Raw genomic sequence first — 18,756 nt, 5'->3', positions numbered from 1 at the left:
CTCGCGGTCATGGGCATGGACCTGAAGGTCCAGCCCGGGAGGATCAGTTTGTGCCCTTGCCGCCGCATTTGCCGGTAGCGACATTGAAGTTGCCGCAGGACAGAGGCGCCCGCCAATCGGAGATCAAGTCCTTGGAGTCGGGCAGGTAATCCGACCACTCGTCGCCCATCACCAGCCCCGGCGTGCGCGAGACCGTCTCGAACTGGCCGTCGGCCTGGATTTCACCGATCAGCACCGGCTTGGTGATGTGATGGTTCGGCATCATCGTCGAATAGCCGCCGGTCAGGTTCGGCACCGAGACGCCGACCATGGCGTCAATCACCTTGTCCGGATCGGTGGTGCCGGCCTTCTCGACCGCCTTCACCCACATGTTGAAGCCGATATAGTGGGCCTCCATCGGGTCGTTGGTGGTGCGCTTGTCGTTCTTGATGAACTTGTGCCAGTCGGCGATGAACTTCTTGTTCTCGGGCGTGTCGACGCTCTCGAAGTAGTTCCAGGCGGCGAGATGGCCGACCAGCGGCGCCGTGTCGAGACCGGCAAGCTCCTCCTCGCCGACCGAGAAGGCCATGACCGGGATGTCCTCGGCCTTGATGCCCTGGTTGCCCAGTTCCTTGTAGAACGGCACGTTGGCGTCGCCGTTGACGGTGGAGACGACGGCGGTCTTCTTGCCGGCCGAACCGAACTTCTTGATTGCCGAGACTTCGGTCTGCCAGTCCGAGAAACCGAACGGCGTGTAGTTGACCATGATGTCTTCCGCCGCGACGCCCTTGGCCTTCAGATAGGCCTCGAGGATCTTGTTGGTGGTGCGGGGATAGACATAGTCGGTGCCTTCCAGCACCCATCGCTTCACCGAGCCGCCATCCTCGCTCATCAGATAGTCGACGGCCGGAATGGCCTGCTGGTTCGGCGCCGCGCCCGTATAGAACACGTTGCGCTCGCTCTCCTCGCCCTCATACTGGACGGGATAGAACAGGATGTTGTCGAGTTCCGAGAACACCGGCAGCACCGATTTGCGCGACACCGAGGTCCAGCAGCCGAACACCGCCGCGACCTTGTCTTTGGAGATCAGCTCGCGCGCTTTCTCGGCGAAGAGCGGCCAGTTGGACGCCGGATCGACGACGACCGCTTCGAGCTTCCTGCCGAGCAGGCCGCCCTTGGCATTCTGCTCGTCGATGAGCATCAGCATGGCATCCTTCAGCGTCGTCTCCGAAATCGCCATAGTGCCGGACAGCGAATGGAGGATGCCGACCTTGATCGTGTCGTCGGCCGCTTTCGCGGGCGCCGACATCGACAGGCCGGCAGCGACCACGCCCGCCGAAAACATTTTTGTTATTGTCGAGAAATTACCCCTCATGCCTGACACTCCCAAGCTGATTGATTGCAACGCAACACTACGAAGCAACCCCCATGCCAACCGCCGAGGCGGTCTCGCGGGAGGAGTTAATGCTCAATGTTATCAGCGGCTTGATGTATCGTACTTAGAGAAATCGTGAGCGCCCGGTTAAAAATTGGTTGAGAGAAATTTGCGCAGCGCACACAGTTTTTGCCTAATTTTCGTCCAATTTCTCCAAATGCCTAGATTTTGATCTCCGGACGCGGGCCGCACGCGACAAATATTGCGGTACGGCACACAAATGGGGCAAGCTCGCCCCTCAACCGAGCGACGTCATGGCATCCGGAATTTCACGCATCTCTACCGGCCTATTGTTTCTGGCGGCGGCGACCGGGGCGGCGCGAGCCGACTTCAGCGACGGCAAGATGCCCGACGGCATTTATCATTGCGAGGTCTACCTGCTCGGCATGTTCCTCAACCTCGGCGACATCACCATCAAGGGAAACGTCTATACCGGCCCAGTCACCTTCGGGACCGCCCAGCAGGGCTACAATTACCAGATGGACGCAAATGGGGTGATCTCCTGGCTGGGACCACTCGGCGGCTACACCGCCGGCGGCAACTCGTTGTCCCTCACTCAGGCGACTCTGGATGGCCAGGGCCCGCCCTCATTCGACATCATCATGAGACAGCCCGACGGCGCCTTCACCGCCTCGACCTGCACCAAGGGCTGAAAGTCGAGAAAAATGGCGCGGAACCCCGGTCGGGGCTCCGCGCCAGCAGGCAGTCGGGAGGTGGAACTAGATGCTTCTCGCTGACATTTGGCTGGCGATGTAATCGGCCTGCCGGATCGCCAGCGAGACGATCGTCAGCGTCGGGTTCTCGGCCGCGCCTGTCGTGAACTGGCTGCCGTCGGAAACGAACAGGTTCTTGATGTCGTGCGTCTGGCCGTGCTTGTTGACGACACCGTCGGCCGCCTTCTCGCTCATCCGGTTGGTGCCGAGATTATGGGTGGAAGGATAGGGCGGCGTCGGGAAAGTCCGCGTCGCTCCAACCGCGTCGTAGAGCGCCATGGCCTGTTTGTAGGCATGATCGCGCATCGCCGTATCGTTGGGATGATCGTCGAAATGCACATCGGCGATCGGCATGCCGTGCTCGTCCTTTTCGTCGGCATGCAGCGTGATGCGGTTTTCTTCGCGCGGCATGTCCTCGCCGACGATCCACAGCCCTGCCATGTGGTCGTAGTGGTCGAGCGCGGTGGTGAAGGAGCGGCCCCAAGCGCCGGGATCGAGGAAGGCCGCCATAAACGGCAGGCCGAGCGAAAGCGTCTCGAATTCGTAGCCGCCGACGAAACCGCGCGATGGATCATGCCGCGCCTCGTCGCGGATGATGCCGGCCATCGTGGTGCCGCGATACATGTGCACCGGTTTGTCGAAGATGGCATAGACCGAGCCGGTGGTGTGGCGCATGTAGTTCTTGCCCACCTGCCCCGATGAATTGGCGAGGCCGTCAGGGAACTTGCTCGAAGCCGAATTGAGCAGCAGGCGCGGGCTTTCAATCGAATTGCCGGCGACGGCGACGATGCGGGCCTTCTGCTCCTGCAGCTTGCCGTCCTTGTCGGCATAGACGACGCCGGTCACCTTTCCCGAGGCGTCATGGTTGATCTTGACGGCCATGGCGTTCGGCCTCACCTCGAGATGGCCTGTCGCTTCGCCTTTCGGGATCTCGGTGTAGAGCGTCGACCATTTGGCGCCCCATTTGCAGCCCTGGAAGCAGAAGCCGGTCTGCTGGCAGGACATCCGGTCGTCACGCTCGACCGAATTGATCGCCATGTTGCCGGTGTGGCATTCCTTGTAGCCGAGCTTGTCGGCGCCAGCCTTCAACAGCTTGAAATTATTGTTGCCCGGCAGCCTCGGCCAGTCATTGGTGCCGGTGACGCCCATCTTGGCTTCGGCCTTGGCGTAATAGGGCTCCATCTCGGCCAGTGTCACCGGCCAATCGAGCAGGTTCGCGCCCTCCACCTTGCCGTAGGTCGAGGCGGTCTTGAACTCATGCTCCTGGAAGCGCAGCGAAGCGCCGGCCCAGTGCGTGGTCGAGCCGCCGACCGATTTCACGATCCAGGCCGGCAGGTTCGGAAAATCCCTGGCTACGCGCCAGTCGCCCGAAGTCGTGCGCTTGTCTTTCCAGGCGAGTTGGGCAAAGGAGTCCCACTCGTCATTGATGAAGTCGTCGAATTCGTGGCGAGCGCCGGCCTCCAGGATCACGACGTCGATGCCCTTCTGGGCGAGTTCATTGCCGAGTGTGCCGCCGCCGGCTCCCGAGCCGATGATGACGACCAAATTGTCGTTTTTCAGATCAAATGCTGCTGCCATGGTTTCCTCCCATGATTTCGATTTTGCTGGGTGGCGAGAGGAGCGGCTCAGAGCCACTCGATGTCGTCGAAGCCGCGCGCGATATAGCCGCCCTTGGAATAGGATTCGCCCTCATAGCCAAAGACCGGCCAGACCTCCTTCTGGTTGTAGAGGCTGACGACGAGGCCCCCGCGCACCGCCTGGAAGAAAGGCGTGGCTTCGACCTGCTTCAGCACTGCGACACGCTGATCCTCCCAACCAAGGTTCCGGTAGCCGCCCTTGCCGGACCTCTTGTCGAGATCGGCGATGCCGTTCTCGATGAGATCCCTATGTGCGGCATCCTTGCCGGCCTGATCGTCATGGCTCTTGACCGCGATGGCGTAATATTTGTCGGGAAGCTGATCGTGCGGGTAGACGTCCCGCCCCATTTGGATCAGCGTCGCCATCGTCTCCGGCTTCAGCGCCGACGTTTCGAGGCCCCAGGCATGTTCCGGGCTGATGACCGCGCTGCCGGAAATGACGAGCAAGGCTCCGACGCCGCCGCGCTTCAGAAGCTCGCGCCGCGAAAGCCCGGGCCTGCTTTCATAGATCGTGACCATATTTTCCTCCCTGCTTGCTGGTTGCATCCATGGGATGCCTTGGCTGGCGCCGCGCACACGCGGCCGCGATCTCTACTGGAACCTGCCTCCTCGTTGCAGAACCTCGATCCTGTAGCCGTCCGGATCCTCGATGAAGAAGAAGCGTGCGATCAGCGAACCGTCACGGTTGAATTCGACGATCTTCTTCGGGTTGAGGCCGAGCGCGCCGAGCCGGTCGTGCTCGCCGTCGAGATCGACGACCGAAACCGCGAGATGGCCGTAGCCATCGCCAAGCGCATAAGGCTCCTGCCGACCCTTGTTCACGGTCAGTTCGACTTCGAATTGCGTCTCGGCATTGCTGAGGTAGATGAGCGTGAACGTGTCGAAATCCAGCCTTTCGGCGACATCGAGGCCGAAGACATTTCTGTAGAAATCGACGGAGCGGGTCTCGTCGAGAACCCGGATCATGGTGTGGATTGCCTTCGCCAAATCAGTCCTCGCCACTCGATGCTTCGAAGATGATTATGCGCGGCGACGGCAAAAGATGGTGGCAGCCGGTTACCACGCTCCGAAGATCGACTCGCCTGACAACCGCAAGGACGAAAGTCCGATTGCTGTTCAGCCGATTTTGCCGGAGAATGCTGTCGGGGACAAAGGCCGCGTCGCCTCTGGCGGCAAAAGCATCTGTCCACCCAAAATCAACGCCAAAAATCAACGAACGTGGGAGGTTGTCGGATGTGCAGGGTATTTGCGGCCCAGGACCCCGAAGGTTATCGTCAGATCAACCGGTCGATCCGCATCGACGGATATTCGACCAGCATCCAGCTTGAGGCGACGTTTTGGGCACTGCTCGACGAAATCGCCGAAAGCCAGGACCTGACGACGCCGAAATTCATCTCGAAACTCTATGACGAAGCCATCGAGATCAATGGCGAGATTCCCAACTTCGCCTCCATGCTGCGCACCACCTGCGCACTCTATCTGCGCAGCCACCGGCCGGGTATGGAAGACCAGATGCCGCCGAAATGGGAAGCCGCCTGAAGAATCCAGAAAAGTGCCCGCCGGCTTTGTGTTCGGAATGCATCAGGAACTGGGGCGGCTCGGCGGGCCTATCACGCACCGGGCCGATCGGCGGCGGCGATTTCCAGCGCCAGCCGCGTCATGTCGGTAAAAAGATCCTGGCGTTCCGCATATTGGGTCTGTTCGCCGCTGTCGATATCGTCGACCACCGTGCAGATCGATAGCGCACGGGCCCCGAAATGCCTGGAAATGCGATAGAGCGCACTGGTCTCCATGTCCACGGCCAGCGCGCCGGCTGCCTGCGCATCGGCAAAACGGGCGCGTCCCTGCGGATGGTGGAAGACGTCGCTGCATGCCGTCAGCCCGGCACGATGGTCGATGCCGAGTTCGGCCGCCTTCGCCAATGCGCGAGCAAACAGCGCCGGGTCCGGCCCGGCTGCAGCGTCATAGAGGCCGAAAACCTGACCGCTTCGGGCGCTTTCGGGCCGCACCGATTGCGAGATGACGAGGCTGCGTAGTTTTACCTCAGCGGTCAGCCCGCCGCAGGTGCCGGTACGGATCAAAGTCCGCACACCGTAGCCGTCCAGCAGCTCATGCGCATAGATCAGAAAGGAGGATACGCCGATGCCGGTCGCCTGGATGCTGACCGGCTGACCACGAAACAGGCCAGTGAAGCCAAGGGCACCGCGCCGGCGGTTGATGCAGCGTGGGGCCTCCAGGAATGTCATGGCCATCCATTCGGCGCGCTGGGGGTCGCCCGGCAACAGCACAATGTCGGCGTAGTCACCCTTGCTGGCTTCGATGTGTGGCGTCAACAGCTCGTCCCTGCCGTTTCATCCACAATCATGGCCTTGTCGCAGTATTGCGCAAGAGGCATTCGGGAACGCTAATACACGGAAACTTCGTTTCAGGACGACAATATCACGAAAACAAAGAGTTAAAGCGGCCGGCGACTCTATCAAAGCTGAACTGTTCTAGGACGTAGACTCACAAGCGCGGAGCCACAGCCGCATTGAGGCGAGCTGGACCATGGCGAGGAAGTTGGCGGCGAGCTTGTCGTAGCGGGTGGCGACACGCCGGAAGTGCTTCAGCTCAGAGAAGAACCGCTCGATCAGGTTGCGCTCGCGATAGAGCCGCTGAAGCAAGGCTTCACTTGGTTGCTCTTCGGCGGGATGTTCGGCCGGCGGTCACAGGCCGCCCCAATTGCAGGCTGATGAAGACGCGCGGCGCGTCTTCATCAGCCGACGCACTCCAAGCGCTCATGATGCGAAGCTGGTTGATCGCGAAAGCTCCTCCCACGCGCTGATTTCGCTCCGCATCGCGTCCAGCTTCTGGTCGACCAGCCCCAGCGCGTCGTCGCCCAGGAACAGCCGTACCGGCGGGTTCGCGGCATCGACCAGCACGAGCAACGCCTGCGCGGCCTTGGCCGGATCGCCCGGTTGGTTGCCGCTCTTGGCCTGTCGCGCGGCGCGGATCGGGTCCATGACCGCGTCATAGTCGGCAATGCTGCGCGGCGTGCGATCCATCGAGCGTCCGGCCCAATCCGTGCGGAATTGGCCGGGAGCGAGCGCCGTCACCCGAATTCCAAAGCCTGCTACTTCCTTGCCGAGCGCTTCGGAAATGCCTTCGAGCGCGAATTTGCTTCCGCAATAGAAGGTGATCCCGGGCATGGTGATGAAGCCGCCCATGGACGTGACGTTGATGATATGGCCGCGACGCCGCTCGCGCATGCCCGGCAGCACCGCCTTGATCATCGCGACGGGCCCGAAGACGTTGGCGGCGAACTGGCGCTGGAGATCGTCCAGGGAGGACTCCTCCAGCACGCCCTCATGGCCGTAACCGGCGTTGTTCACCAGCACGTCGATTAGACCCGCCTGCCGTTCCGCCGCGGTGACAGCCGCCGGGACCGTCTCGAAATCGGTCACGTCCAGCAAGAGCGGGTGGGCGCGATCGGGCGCGAGCGCGGCGAAGATCTCGGCGTCGGCTTCCCGCCGCACGGTGCCGATCACCCGATGGCCCGCTTCAAGCGCGCCTCTTGCAAATGCTCGCCCCAGCCCGGAGCTGACACCGGTGATGAGGAATGTCTTAGGGGTGGAAGTCATGGTTCACTCCGGGCTATGATTAAAACTATATCATGATATAGATAACAACATGACACCAAACAAGACCAAGGTTGCTCCGACCGCCACGCGGGGTGAGCCGCTTCGCCGGCGTGTGATCGATGCGGCGGAGCGACTGCTCCGACAGGGTAAGGCCGATTTCTCGATGCGCGACCTCGCCACCGAGGCCGGAGTCAGTTTCGCGACGCCGTTCAATCAGTTCGGGAGCAAGGCCGCGATCATGCATGCCCTTTCGCGGCGGCGGATCGATACGATGGCCCAGCGCTTTGCCGGGATGTCACCGCCTGCCGATGCCGCAGGCCGCGTGCTGTTGGCCATCGATACCGCGGTCGAGGTGATGTTGGAGGAGCCGGAGATAAACCGGGCCGTGATGGGATGGATCGGCACGGCCGGCCCGTCCCCCGGAAAGGTCCTGGCGCACTCCACAACCTTGTGGTCGCTGGCCCTTGGAGCGGGCGAAGGCTTGATCGCGGCCGGCAGGCAGGAGGCGCTGCGCAGTTTGCCGGAGCAGCTCGCATTTGCCTTTCGTGGGGTCCTGTCATTCTGGACCGCCGGCGAACTGCCGGATGAGGCGCTTGCCTCGAAGGCGCGAGAGATCGCAAAAACCTTGCTGCTCGGATTTGCTGAACGGCCGCTATTCGGCGATTCCGCCTCCTAAGCTGCCCTCCGGAAACCACCAATCTCGGCCATTTCCCGATTTATGGGTTCACGGCCTAAGACTCCAGCATGTCCTTGACGATCGTTGCCAACTGCTTGAGCGAAAACGGTTTCGGCAGGAATCCGAAATGCGCGTCCGCCGGCAGGTTCCTGGCGAATGCATCCTCGGCATAGCCGGACACGAAGACGAACTTGATGTCCGGCTGGCGCTTGCGCAGTTCGCCGAGCAGCGTCGGCCCGTCCATCTCCGGCATCACCACATCCGAAACCACGATGTCGACCTTGCCGCCGAGCGCTTCGAACACTTCCAGCGCCTCGACTCCGGAGGACGCCTCGTGCACGGTATAGCCGCGCGAGGTCAGTGCCCGCATGCCGCCCATGCGCACCGCATCCTCGTCCTCGACCAGCAGCACCGTGGCCGAGCCGGACAAATCCTTGCCTGTCTCGGCCGACTTGGCAGGCACCGCTGCCGGTGCTTCCCCGGGTTCGCCTGCCTTCTTTGCCTCGGCGATGTGGCGCGGCAGGAAGATGCGGAAGACCGAACCCTTGCCGACCTCGGAATCGCAGAAGATAAAGCCGCCGGTCTGCTTGATGATGCCGTAGACCATGGACAGGCCAAGGCCGGTGCCCTTGCCGACTTCCTTGGTGGTGAAGAACGGTTCGAATATCTTCTTCAGCACGTCGGGCGCGATGCCGCTGCCGGTGTCCTCGACCTCGGCCACCACATAGTCCGCCGGAGTGAGTTCCCGGTAGGGAAAAGTCTTGCACTCGTCGGCGGTCACATTGCGGGTGCGCACCGTGAGGTCGCCGCCCGCCGGCATTGCATCGCGCGCGTTGACCGCCAGGTTGACCACCACCTGCTCGAACTGGCCGATATCGACCTTGACCGGCCAAAGATCGCGACCGTGATCGATCTTCAGCTTGATGTCGTTGCCGACCAGACGGGCGAGCAACATCCTGAGATCGGCGAGCACGTCGGTGAGGTTCAGCACTTCCGGCCGCAGCGTCTGCTTGCGCGAAAAGGCCAGCAACTGCCGCACCAGCGAGGCTGCCCGGTTGGCATTCTGCTTGATGTTCATGATGTCGGGGAAGGATGGGTCCGACGGCCGATGGTTGGTCAGAAGCAGATCAGACGCCATGATGATGGCGGTCAGCACATTGTTGAAGTCGTGCGCGATGCCGCCGGCAAGCTGGCCGACCGCCTGCATCTTCTGGCTTTGCGCCATCTGCCCTTCGAGCGCCTTCTGCTCCGTCGTCTCGACGGCGTAGACGATGGCCGACTCCTCGGCCCCCTCGCCGCCTGTGCCGTCGGCGACCGCATTGACGTAAAAACGGATGTGGCGCTCCTCATTGCCGGGCAGAAGCGTGTCGATCGGCTCGATATCGGCCTGCCGCTGCCTTGCCTTTTCGAAGGCCGCGGCAAAGGCCGGGCGGTCACGTTCGTGGATGACGGTGTCGAGCCGCATGCGGCGATCGACGGCGTCCCGGTCGACGACCGATGAAAACAGCGAAAGGAACGGCGCATTGGTGCGCAGGATGCGCCCGCTGGCGTCGACGCCGGCGATCGCCATCGGCGTCGAGTTGAAGAAGCGGGTGAACCGCACTTCCGAAGCGCGCAGGTCCGCCGAGGCGTCCTCGCCTTGCGTGCGGTTGAGCACGATCGTGCGCGTCGGACCGTTGAGGCCTTCGCGGCTGGCTGAAACGCGATGCATGAAGCGCACCGGCAGCGCCTCGCCCGTCATTGTCGTGAGGTCGAGATCGATGACCGCGTTGCGCGTCGTACCGGGGTCGGCCTTGACCGAGCGCACCAGCGCCATGCCGTCGCCGGCGACGATCTCCGGCAGGGAGACGGCGCCGGGCGTGAAGCTGGCAAGGTCGATGCCCAGCCATTCGGCGAGCGTGGCGTTGATATAGGTGACGCGGCCTTCCTGGTCGGCGGAAAAGAAGCCGGCGGGCGCGTGGTCGAGATGATCGATCGCCTTCTGCAGGTCCAGGAAGAAACGCTCCTGCTCGGCGCGTTCCTGCGAAATGTCGGCAAGTTGCCAGGCGAGCATCGGCGGCCGCTGGCCCGGCACGCTGAAAGCGCGGGCGCGGGCGCGATACCAGCGCGCGCCTGGCTCAGCGCCAGGCTTGATCGACTGCGCGAGCCGGAACTCGCCGTCGCCCGGCTGGCCGTCACGCAGGCCGGAGGCCAGTCGGTAGATGGTGACCGAAGCTTCCGGAACATCCGAAAGCAGCCCTTCGACCGTCTTCAGGTCGGCCGCGGAAGAGGCTCCGGTCATGTCGGCATAGGCGCGGTTGGCATAGACCACGCGGCCCTTGGTGTCCGTGACCAGAAGGCCCTGCGACATCGAATCGACGAATGCTTTCGACAGTTCGTCGCCCGTCGAGCGTGGCGTGATCTGCACGAAGCCAATTGCCGTGGCGAATAGGAAGCCGACGCCGATCATCGCCAGCACGCCGAGCATGCCCAGCAGGAAAGGGTCGCCGAGCCGCTCGCGAAACAGGCCGAAAACGATCGCGGCCCCCGTCAGGACGGCAATGAAGATGACGAGCCGGGTGACGGCGCCCGGCCGCGTGTTCTGATCGACGATCGGTACCGGATAGAAATCGCCGCGCGTTTCCTTGGCCATGTGCCCCCTGCTCTTGAAGTCCGGTGTTCCGATACTCGCCGCAATGTGTGCCGACGCCCGCCCCTGTCGGGTTGAATCATATTCTCCTGGTCCCGAAAAGGCCCGGGCGGCAAATGTCAGATAAAAATGATGTCGGCCGGCCCTCCAGTGTTTCAAGCTGTTCATGAAGCGTGAAAGGCAACTTGCGGCAGCCCGCCGCAACGGTCTAGTGTCGCGTCACTTCCAAACCGATCAGGGGGAACCAATGCTGCAATGGCTGGATAGCGTAGCGGGCCCCGGCTATGTAGCGGCACTGCTGTGGACCTTCGCGGCGCTGGTCCTGCTGGTTATCGTCCTCATCATCGTCAAACTCGTTCGCAACCTGACCTTCGGCACCTTTGTCGCGGGCGGCCGGAACCGCAAGACGCGGCTTGCGGTCATGGACGCCACCGCCGTCGACAGCCATCGCCGCCTGGTGCTGGTGCGCCGCGACGACATCGAGCATCTGCTTTTGATCGGCGGCCCGACCGATGTCGTCGTCGAGCGTGACATCCGCCTTTCTGCGCCACGCCGTCCCGCGCTGACCGGAGACGGCGGTTCGCAGCAGCCTGTCGCGGTGGCAAAGCCGCGTCCGCCTCAGCCCACCCCGGCGCCGGCGAGACAGGCACCTGCTCCGCAGCCGGTGGGCGCAGCGCCACCCGCCCGCCAGCGCGCTCCGGAGCCGGTGCCGAAGCCGGCGGCGCAGGGTTATCAGCCGACCAATGTCACGCCTCTGCCTTCCTACGGCTCCGCAAACGTCAATGCCGTCCGGCATGCCCCGCCGCCGGCTTCACCACCGCCGGGGCAGGAAAGCATCGATGAAACGCTGATGAAGGAACTCGAGGTTTCGCTCGACCAGCCCCGCTCGAGCAGTCCGGCGAATAAGCCGGTGGCAAAAGCACCGCCGTCGCTCGACGATGAGATGACCAGGCTTCTGGGCGAACTCTCCAGCCAGAAAAGATGAGCAGCGCTTGCGCCCGGTCCGAAAAACCGATCGGGGTTTTGCGCGCATCGCCCGGGTTCTGAAAAAAGAAATGGCCGGAAAACCGGCCATTTCGAGAGCGATATCGCTGAAATCTTCTTGAATGCAGACCGCAGGCTAATCGTCGCGATAGACCTTCTCGCGGCGCTCGTGGCGCTCTTGCGCTTCGATGGACAAGGTTGCGATCGGGCGGGCATCCAGCCGCTTCAGCGCGATCGGTTCGCCGGTCTCCTCGCAATAGCCGTAAGTGCCTTCCTCGATGCGCTGCAAGGCCGAATCGATCTTTGCGATGAGTTTCCGCTGGCGGTCGCGCGCCCTGAGTTCGATGGCGCGGTCGGTTTCCGAAGAGGCGCGGTCGGCTAGATCGGGATGATTGGCGTTTTCCTGCTGTAGGATTTCGAGGGTTTCGCGCGCTTCGCGCAATATGTCGTTCTTCCAGGTGACGAGCTTGGAGCGGAAGTAGGATTTCTGCCGCTCGTTCATGAACGGCTCGTCTTCGGAGGGTACGTAATCGGCGGTAACGGCATCGTTCATTCGACTCACCCAAACAGCCCCAAATTTGGCGCCTATATATTCGCGGTCAAACGCCTGCACAAGCGCAATCGATTACCGATTCACGCAATTGTTAATCTGCCTCGATGAGCGCGATTGAGGTGATTCGGGCTGGTCTTAGGTACCGGATCCTTCGAACTGGCGGCCGCCGGCTGATGATTCGTCATGTCCGAAAAACGACTGCCATTGTGCGCCACGCCGTTCTTATGGCTAATCACGGCACGGTTCGGGCTGTTGGCACGGTGGAGGTTGGGTGAGCAGGCTTTATCTGTTGAGGCACGCCAAAGCCGGATGGGCGCTGCCCGGCATGCGTGATTTCGATCGCCCTCTCGATGCGTCCGGCCGCGCTGATGCGGAGGCGATGGGCATCGCCATGCGGTCGCGCTCCTATGTGCCCGATCTGACGCTTTGCTCCACAGCCCGGCGCGCGAAGGAGACGCTGGAAGGCGTGGCCGGTCGGGCCGACACCGGCCGGGTTCTGTTCGTCGACGCGCTCTACAGCGAGGACGCGGCCGCGTACCTCAGCCTCATCCGGGACAATGGTGGGGTGGGTTCGATGCTGCTCGTCGGCCACAATCCGATGACGGAGGATCTCGCCATGGCGGTGTCCGGCGATGGCGAGGAAAGCGCCCGCGCCATGCTCAATCATGGTTTCCCGACCTCGGGCCTGGCGGTCGTGCGCTTCAGCGGCGATCTTGCCGGGGCCGCCCAGGGTGCCGGCTATCTCGAGGCATTCCTGACGCCGGCTGACCTCTGACGCCATTTCAAACCAGAACGGCAACGCCTATATCGGACCTGTCGCAGCCTCGAGAGACAATTTTGGCATCATCGCTGACCACTTTCACCGACGAGGCGAGAATTGCCCTCGACACGCTTTCGGGCCGCGCCAGCGGGCTTTTTTCGCCGTCGCTGCGGCTGGGCGTCACGGGCCTTTCCAGGGCGGGCAAGACGGTTTTCATCTCGGCCCTGGTCCACAATCTTATTCATGGCGGGCGCCTGCCGCTGTTCGAGGCGCAGAAATCCGGGCGCATCGCGCGCGCTTTCCTCGAAGAGCAGCCCGACGACGCGGTGCCGCGATTCCAGTACGAGGACCATATCGCCGCCTTGGTGAACGACCGCGTCTGGCCCGATTCGACACGCGCCATCTCCGAATTGCGGCTGACCATCGAATATGAATCGGCCTCCGGCTGGAACAGGATGTTTTCCTCCGGAAAACTGTCGGTCGACATCGTCGACTATCCCGGCGAATGGCTGCTCGACCTGCCGCTGCTCGGAAAATCCTTCGCCGATTTTTCGCGCGAAGCCCTTGAAATGGCTGCGTTGCCGGTGCGCGAGGACCTGTCGCGGGCCTGGCGGGCGCTATCGGCCGAGATCGACCCGAACGCCGATGCCGAGGAGATGACGGCGCGCCGCCTGGCCGAGGATTTCGCCGCCTATCTCAAAGCCTGCAAGCTCGACGAGCGGGCGCTTTCGACCTTGCCGCCGGGCCGTTTCTTGATGCCTGGCGATCTCGAAGGCTCGCCCGCATTGACCTTCGCGCCTCTGGCCAGCCTGGGCGACAAGCGCCCGCGCAGCGGCTCGCTGCACGCGATGATGGAAAGGCGCTACGAGGCCTACAAGACCCATGTCGTCAAACCCTTCTTCCGCGAACACGTCACCCGGCTCGACCGCCAGATCGTGCTGATCGACGCCATGCAGGCGCTGAACGCCGGCCCCGGCGCCATGGCCGACCTGGAGCGCGCGGTGACCGAGATCCTCGCCTGTTTCCGTCCTGGACGCGGCAGCTTCCTCACCGATCTTTTCTCGCGGCGCATCGATCGTATCCTGATCGCCGCCACCAAGGCCGACCACCTGCATCACGACAGCCATGACCGCTTGCAGGCGATCGTGCGGCGGCTGGCAGACCGCGCCGTGGCGCGGGCGAATTTCACCGGCGCCGGCGTCGACGTCGTCGCCATGGCGGCGGTGCGCGCAACACGGGAAGGCACCGTCAAACAGGGCCGCGAGACATTGCCGGTCATCATCGGCACACCGCTCGCGGGCGAGACAATCAATGGCGACACCTTTGACGGGAAAGCTGAAACGGCCATATTTCCCGGTGATTTACCGGAGAAAATTGATGCTGTCTTCGAAGCTCCCGGGGGAGCGCACAGGCAGGACAATACCGACCCGGCGATCCGCTTCGTGCGCTTTCGCCCGCCAAAACTCGAGCGCACGGCCGAGGGCGTCATGCTGTCACTGCCGCATATCCGGCTCGACCGTGCCTTGCAGTTCCTGATCGGAGACCATCTGGCATGACCGCGCCCCGCAAGCCGGCGGCATTCCGCATCGAACCGGAGGCCACATCGCAGCAGGACGCGGCGCAGGCGCGCCGTGCCCAGGCCGGGGCGCCGGAGGCGCGCCGTGTCCAGACCGACACACAGCGCAAGCCCCGCGCGGTGAAGAGCGATGTCGCGCTGGTCATCCCGTCGGAGATCGACGTGTTCGACGAGCCGGACATCGTCGCTGCCGAACCGCCGCCGGCAGTCGCTCGCAGGAAACGTTCATTGCTTGGCTCCATCTTCTTCGGCGCGTTCGGGGTGCTGGTTTCGCTGGCCATCGGCCTGTGGACCGATCAGCTCATTCGCGATCTGTTCGCGCGCGCCGAGTGGTTGGGTTGGCTGGCCGCCGGCATGGCTGCCGTCGCCGTGCTGGCGCTGGTGGTGATCCTGATTCGCGAGTTCCTGGCGATCGCCCGGCTTGCCGAGGTCGAAAAGCTGCAGAAGCGTGCGCTCGATGCGATTGCACGCGACGATCCCAAGGCGGCGCGATTGGTGGTCGACGAGCTGTCGGCCTTCGTCGCGGCCAAACCCGAAACGGCTGCGGGCAGGCGCGCGCTGGCCGATCTGCGCGACGAGATCATCGATGGCGCCAATCTGGTGCGTCTGGCTGAGGCGGAGATCCTTGGCCCTCTCGACGCCAGGGCCAAGATCATGATCCTGGAAGCCGCCAAACGCGTGTCGCTGGTGACGGCCGTCAGTCCGCGTGCGCTCGTCGACGTAGCCTATGTCGTGTTCGAGGCCGGGCGCCTCATCCGGCGCCTTTCGGAACTCTATGGCGGGCGGCCGGGAACACTGGGTTTCTTTCGCCTGGCGCGCAGCGTGCTGGCGCATCTGGCGGTCACCGGTTCGATCGCCGTCGGCGACAGTTTCGTCCAGCAGATCGTCGGCCACGGCCTGGCTGCGCGCCTCTCCGCCAAGCTCGGCGAAGGCGTCGTCAACGGCATGATGACGGCGCGCATCGGCATCGCCGCGATGGAGACGGCGCGCCCCCTGCCCTTCAGTGCGGCAAAACGGCCGGGACTGGGTGATTTCCTCTCCGCGCTGACATCGTTCGCAAGCAGGAAGGAAAGCGAGAACACCCCGCCTGGCAAGTGAACGACGACCTTGGCAGTGACGAAGCATTAACCAATCTTGTTCATGGTCGCACTGGTTCCAAAACAGCCTCTTTGTTGCCGGGTGTCGTCGATGAAAAGCGTAATTCTGTCCAGCCTGTTGCCCCTGGCGGTTGCGATCACCACTGTCGCCGGCATTGCCGCACAGGCGTCCGCGGCGGAGCCGGACAAGCAGTTCTTCCGGTCCGCCGAAGGCAAGTGGGTGGGCCCGGGCGAGATCGTCGCCGGCAAATACAAGGGCACGAAGTTCAATTGCAGCTTCACCGGCTCGACGCCCGACGGCAAGATGGGCATGACGCTCGACGGCGGCTGCCGTGTGGGCATGTTCACCCAGCCGATGTCGGCCAAGATCGAGCGCAAGGGGCGCGATTACAAGGGCTCCTTCATGGGCGGCGCGGCCGGTGCCGGCCTCGATATCATCGGCGGCAATGTGGTCGATGCCCGCAAGGTGGTGTTCACCATCAACCGCAACCAGCTGCGCGGCGTCATGCAGGCACGCATCCCCGACGACAATTCGATGACGGTGACGGTTGCAGTGCGCGTCGCGGACCAGCTGGTGCCGGTGATCGGCATGAGCCTGAAGCGGGTCGACGCGATCGAAGTCGGCTCCATCGCGCCGAACTGAGCGCGTATCAACCGCCTGTAACCAAACACAAAAAGAGACGGCGGCCCATCGCCACCGCCTCCTTTTGAAGACGTCGATAGGAACGATCAGCCCTTGATCGCCGCCGTCACCTCATCATAGGCCTTGCAGGCGTCGGCCAGGGTCGTGGTGCCCTGATATTTGGTCGTCACCTCTTGCACCTTGGCCGTCAGATCGGCCGCCTTGGACGGATCCTTGGTAACCGCCTCCTGCAGCGCGGCGGCCATGTCCTGCGCCTTCTTGGTGGCGACCTCGGCCGTGCACTCAGGCGCCTTGGAGCAAGCCGAGCCGGCGAGCACCGCCAGGCCGACGGCAACGAGCAAAAACTTCTTCATGTCAGTCATCTCCTCAAAAAGGGCGCGGCTTGATCGCCACACCCTCCACTGGCCGAAGCCGAGCGTGCTTAACCTCCGATTGCAGCCAGACGCAACGCGGCCTCGCGCTCAACTTGTGTAACGTGCCTGCAACATTGCCCGCCGCAGGATTCGGGCTGTTACATGCCCGCCGAAGCCCCTATCCTTGGGGCGCTGGCGCCTGATCCGAGGCGTCTTGACCCGACCGCACAGGCTGCGGTCCTCAAACGAGCGGAATGGCGGGAATGGCGGCAGAGGCAGCGGGCAGCGAGCTTGTTCAGGTGGTGGCGCTGCTCGCCGCGGGTGTTGTCGCCGTTCCGATCTTCAAACGTATGGGCCTGGGTTCGATTCTCGGTTATCTGGCCGCGGGCGTGGTGATCGGCCCGTTCGGCATCGGTGTGTTTTCCGAATCGGGAGCCATCCTCCACGTCGCCGAGCTCGGCGTCGTGATGTTCCTGTTCATTATCGGGCTGGAGATGCAGCCGTCGCGGCTCTGGGGCTTGCGCCGCGAGATCTTCGGCCTGGGCGCGCTTCAGGTCGGGGTCTGCGCGGTCTTGCTGACCGGCGTGGGAATAGCCGGAGGCTTTTCCATCGCGCAATCCTTCGTCGCCGGAGCCGGCTTCGTGCTGACCTCGACGGCGATCGTCATGCAGCTTCTGGAAGAGCGCGGCGAAATCGCCTCGCCCAAGGGCCAGCGCATCGTCTCCATCCTGCTGCTGGAGGATCTGGCGATCGTGCCGCTGCTGGCCCTGATCGCGTTCCTGGCGCCAGGCGGCACCGACACCAGCCTGTCGGAGCGGCTGGCCGAGGTCGGTATCGGCCTTGCCGCGATCATCGGCCTGGTGCTGGCCGGACGTTTTCTGCTCAACCCTTTCTTCCGTATCCTGGCGGATGCCCGCGCTCGCGAGGTGATGACGGCGGCCGCCCTTCTGGTCGTTCTCGGATCCGCCCTTGCCATGCAGCTCAGCGGCCTGTCGATGGCGATGGGCGCGTTCCTGGCCGGCGTGCTGCTGTCCGAATCGACCTTCCGCCACCAGCTCGAAGCCGATATCGAACCGTTTCGCGGCATCCTGCTCGGCCTGTTCTTTCTCGCCGTGGGCATGTCGCTCGACCTGCATGTGGTGGTTCAGAACTGGCGGCTGATCGCCGTCTATGTCGTTGCCTACATGGTCATGAAGGCGCTCGGCATCTACATCGTCGCCCGCATCCTGAAGTCGGGCCATCGCGAGGCGCTGGAACGCGCCGTCTTCATGGCGCAAGGCGGCGAATTCGCCTTCGTCCTCTATTCGGCCGCCGCTTCCGTCGGCATCATCGACGGCCAGGCCAACGCGACGCTGACGGCCATCGTCATCATCTCCATGGTGCTGACGCCGCTGGCGATCGTCGCGTTGCGGTATCTGACGCCGCGCGACGAGCTGTCGCTGGATGGCGTCGACGTCGCCGAAGGGCTGACCGGCAGCGTGCTGATCATCGGATTCGGCCGCTTCGGCCAGATCGCCAGCCAGCCATTGCTGCTGCGCGGCATCGACGTGTCGATCATCGACAACGATGTCGAGATGATCCAGGCGGCGGCCGATTTCGGCTTCAAGGTCTACTACGGCGACGGCACGCGGCTGGACATCCTGCACGCTGCCGGTGCCGGGCGCGCACGCGCCGTGCTCATCTGCGTCGACAAACCCGATGCCGCCGTACGCATCGCCGAGCTCGTCAAAGCCGAGTTTCCCTTGCTTACCGTGTTGGCGCGCGCCTTCGACCGAGGCACCGCGCTACAGCTCATCCGCACAGGCGTCGACTATCAGCTGCGTGAAACATTCGAATCGGCGCTGGTTTTTGGCGGTTCGACGCTGGAGGCCCTGGGCGTAGACCCGGAAGACGTCGCCGAGGTGGTCGAAGACGTCCGCCGCCGCGACACCGCCCGCTTCGAGACGCAACTCGCCGAAGGCATCCGCTCCGGACAGCGCTTCCTGAAGGGCAATATCGGCACGCCGATCCCGACGCCGCTCTCCACGCCGCGCCGCCCCGGCCAGGCGCTCAACGAGGAAACGGCCGGCGTTCTGCACAAGTCCGAGCCGGCGGATTGATA

The 18,756-nt window shown here is 63.4% G+C and carries 18 protein-coding genes and 1 pseudogene; 9 read left to right on the top strand and 10 right to left on the bottom strand.

What is annotated here, in order from left to right:
• Positions 1-43: 43 nt before the first annotated feature.
• Positions 44-1,354, bottom strand: coding sequence for an urea ABC transporter substrate-binding protein (urtA, locus tag FJ428_RS14790; protein ID WP_140729213.1), 1,311 nt, complete (start codon positions 1,352-1,354; stop codon positions 44-46).
• A gap of 314 nt (positions 1,355-1,668) precedes the next feature.
• On the opposite strand from urtA, the gene FJ428_RS14785 reads away from it, so the two are divergent.
• The gene (locus FJ428_RS14785) at positions 1,669-2,067 is read left to right on the top strand and encodes a hypothetical protein (RefSeq protein ID WP_140498872.1); all 399 of its coding nucleotides are present in this window, start codon (positions 1,669-1,671) and stop codon (positions 2,065-2,067) included.
• Between the two features lie 66 nt (positions 2,068-2,133).
• Here FJ428_RS14785 and FJ428_RS14780 read toward each other — a convergent pair whose 3' ends face one another.
• From FJ428_RS14780 to FJ428_RS14770, 3 genes are all read right to left on the bottom strand, one after another.
• The gene (locus FJ428_RS14780) at positions 2,134-3,705 is read right to left on the bottom strand and encodes a GMC family oxidoreductase (protein WP_140656363.1); all 1,572 of its coding nucleotides are present in this window, start codon (positions 3,703-3,705) and stop codon (positions 2,134-2,136) included.
• Positions 3,706-3,752: 47 nt separating this feature from the next.
• Positions 3,753-4,283 carry a gluconate 2-dehydrogenase subunit 3 family protein gene (locus FJ428_RS14775; protein ID WP_140515296.1) on the bottom strand — a complete coding sequence of 177 codons (531 nt, stop codon included), beginning with the start codon at positions 4,281-4,283 and terminating at the stop codon, positions 3,753-3,755.
• A 72-nt stretch (positions 4,284-4,355) separates the two neighbouring features.
• Positions 4,356-4,751, bottom strand: coding sequence for a VOC family protein (locus tag FJ428_RS14770; protein WP_140879633.1), 396 nt, complete (start codon positions 4,749-4,751; stop codon positions 4,356-4,358).
• A gap of 246 nt (positions 4,752-4,997) precedes the next feature.
• Here FJ428_RS14770 and FJ428_RS14765 point away from each other — a divergent pair, with 246 nt between their 5' ends.
• Complete coding sequence (locus tag FJ428_RS14765) at positions 4,998-5,303, top strand: ribbon-helix-helix domain-containing protein (protein ID WP_140498878.1); 306 nt, start codon at positions 4,998-5,000, stop codon at positions 5,301-5,303.
• A gap of 71 nt (positions 5,304-5,374) precedes the next feature.
• Here FJ428_RS14765 and FJ428_RS14760 read toward each other — a convergent pair whose 3' ends face one another.
• The 3 genes and pseudogenes from FJ428_RS14760 to FJ428_RS14750 all read right to left on the bottom strand — a co-directional run bounded on the left by FJ428_RS14760 (position 5,375) and on the right by FJ428_RS14750 (position 7,384).
• The gene (locus tag FJ428_RS14760) at positions 5,375-6,097 is read right to left on the bottom strand and encodes a DeoD-type purine-nucleoside phosphorylase (protein WP_140515295.1); all 723 of its coding nucleotides are present in this window, start codon (positions 6,095-6,097) and stop codon (positions 5,375-5,377) included.
• Between the two features lie 159 nt (positions 6,098-6,256).
• Positions 6,257-6,415, bottom strand: a pseudogene (locus FJ428_RS14755) (transposase); the annotation flags it as partial.
• Positions 6,416-6,541: 126 nt separating this feature from the next.
• Entirely contained in the window at positions 6,542-7,384 is an 843-nt protein-coding gene (locus tag FJ428_RS14750) for an oxidoreductase (RefSeq protein WP_140879632.1), read from the bottom strand.
• Between the two features lie 49 nt (positions 7,385-7,433).
• On the opposite strand from FJ428_RS14750, the gene FJ428_RS14745 reads away from it, so the two are divergent.
• Positions 7,434-8,060 (top strand): TetR/AcrR family transcriptional regulator, encoded by a 627-nt coding sequence (locus tag FJ428_RS14745; protein WP_140498884.1) that lies wholly within the window; start codon positions 7,434-7,436, stop codon positions 8,058-8,060.
• 55 nt (positions 8,061-8,115) lie between these two features.
• On the opposite strand, the gene FJ428_RS14740 is transcribed toward FJ428_RS14745, so the two are convergent.
• Positions 8,116-10,692 carry a response regulator gene (locus FJ428_RS14740; RefSeq protein WP_140557782.1) on the bottom strand — a complete coding sequence of 859 codons (2,577 nt, stop codon included), beginning with the start codon at positions 10,690-10,692 and terminating at the stop codon, positions 8,116-8,118.
• Between the two features lie 244 nt (positions 10,693-10,936).
• On the opposite strand from FJ428_RS14740, the gene FJ428_RS14735 reads away from it, so the two are divergent.
• Entirely contained in the window at positions 10,937-11,674 is a 738-nt protein-coding gene (locus tag FJ428_RS14735; RefSeq protein WP_181167299.1) for a flagellar biosynthetic protein FliO, read from the top strand.
• 135 nt (positions 11,675-11,809) lie between these two features.
• On the opposite strand, the gene dksA is transcribed toward FJ428_RS14735, so the two are convergent.
• Complete coding sequence (gene dksA, locus FJ428_RS14730) at positions 11,810-12,226, bottom strand: RNA polymerase-binding protein DksA (protein ID WP_140498888.1); 417 nt, start codon at positions 12,224-12,226, stop codon at positions 11,810-11,812.
• A gap of 271 nt (positions 12,227-12,497) precedes the next feature.
• Between dksA and FJ428_RS14725 the strand changes: the two genes are divergently transcribed.
• From FJ428_RS14725 to FJ428_RS14710, 4 genes are all read left to right on the top strand, one after another.
• Positions 12,498-13,001: a histidine phosphatase family protein gene (locus tag FJ428_RS14725; protein ID WP_140498890.1), complete on the top strand. Its 504-nt coding sequence runs from the start codon at positions 12,498-12,500 to the stop codon at positions 12,999-13,001.
• A 62-nt stretch (positions 13,002-13,063) separates the two neighbouring features.
• Positions 13,064-14,542, top strand: coding sequence for a YcjX family protein (locus tag FJ428_RS14720; RefSeq protein WP_140879631.1), 1,479 nt, complete (start codon positions 13,064-13,066; stop codon positions 14,540-14,542).
• Entirely contained in the window at positions 14,539-15,660 is a 1,122-nt protein-coding gene (locus FJ428_RS14715; RefSeq protein WP_140498894.1) for a YcjF family protein, read from the top strand. The genes FJ428_RS14720 and FJ428_RS14715 overlap by 4 nt, the downstream gene beginning before the upstream one ends.
• Before the next feature lie 90 nt (positions 15,661-15,750).
• Positions 15,751-16,302: a hypothetical protein gene (locus tag FJ428_RS14710; RefSeq protein WP_140498896.1), complete on the top strand. Its 552-nt coding sequence runs from the start codon at positions 15,751-15,753 to the stop codon at positions 16,300-16,302.
• Positions 16,303-16,388: 86 nt separating this feature from the next.
• Here FJ428_RS14710 and FJ428_RS14705 read toward each other — a convergent pair whose 3' ends face one another.
• Complete coding sequence (locus tag FJ428_RS14705) at positions 16,389-16,655, bottom strand: hypothetical protein (protein WP_140547541.1); 267 nt, start codon at positions 16,653-16,655, stop codon at positions 16,389-16,391.
• A 263-nt stretch (positions 16,656-16,918) separates the two neighbouring features.
• Here FJ428_RS14705 and FJ428_RS14700 point away from each other — a divergent pair, with 263 nt between their 5' ends.
• Positions 16,919-18,754 (top strand): monovalent cation:proton antiporter-2 (CPA2) family protein, encoded by a 1,836-nt coding sequence (locus tag FJ428_RS14700; protein WP_140515288.1) that lies wholly within the window; start codon positions 16,919-16,921, stop codon positions 18,752-18,754.
• The last annotated feature ends 2 nt before the right edge of the window (positions 18,755-18,756 follow it).

This window comes from Mesorhizobium sp. B2-8-1 (assembly GCF_006440955.1).
GTDB lineage: Bacteria > Pseudomonadota > Alphaproteobacteria > Rhizobiales > Rhizobiaceae > Mesorhizobium.
Note: the sequence above shows the minus strand (reverse complement) of the source record. Positions and strands in the feature narration are given on the sequence as shown.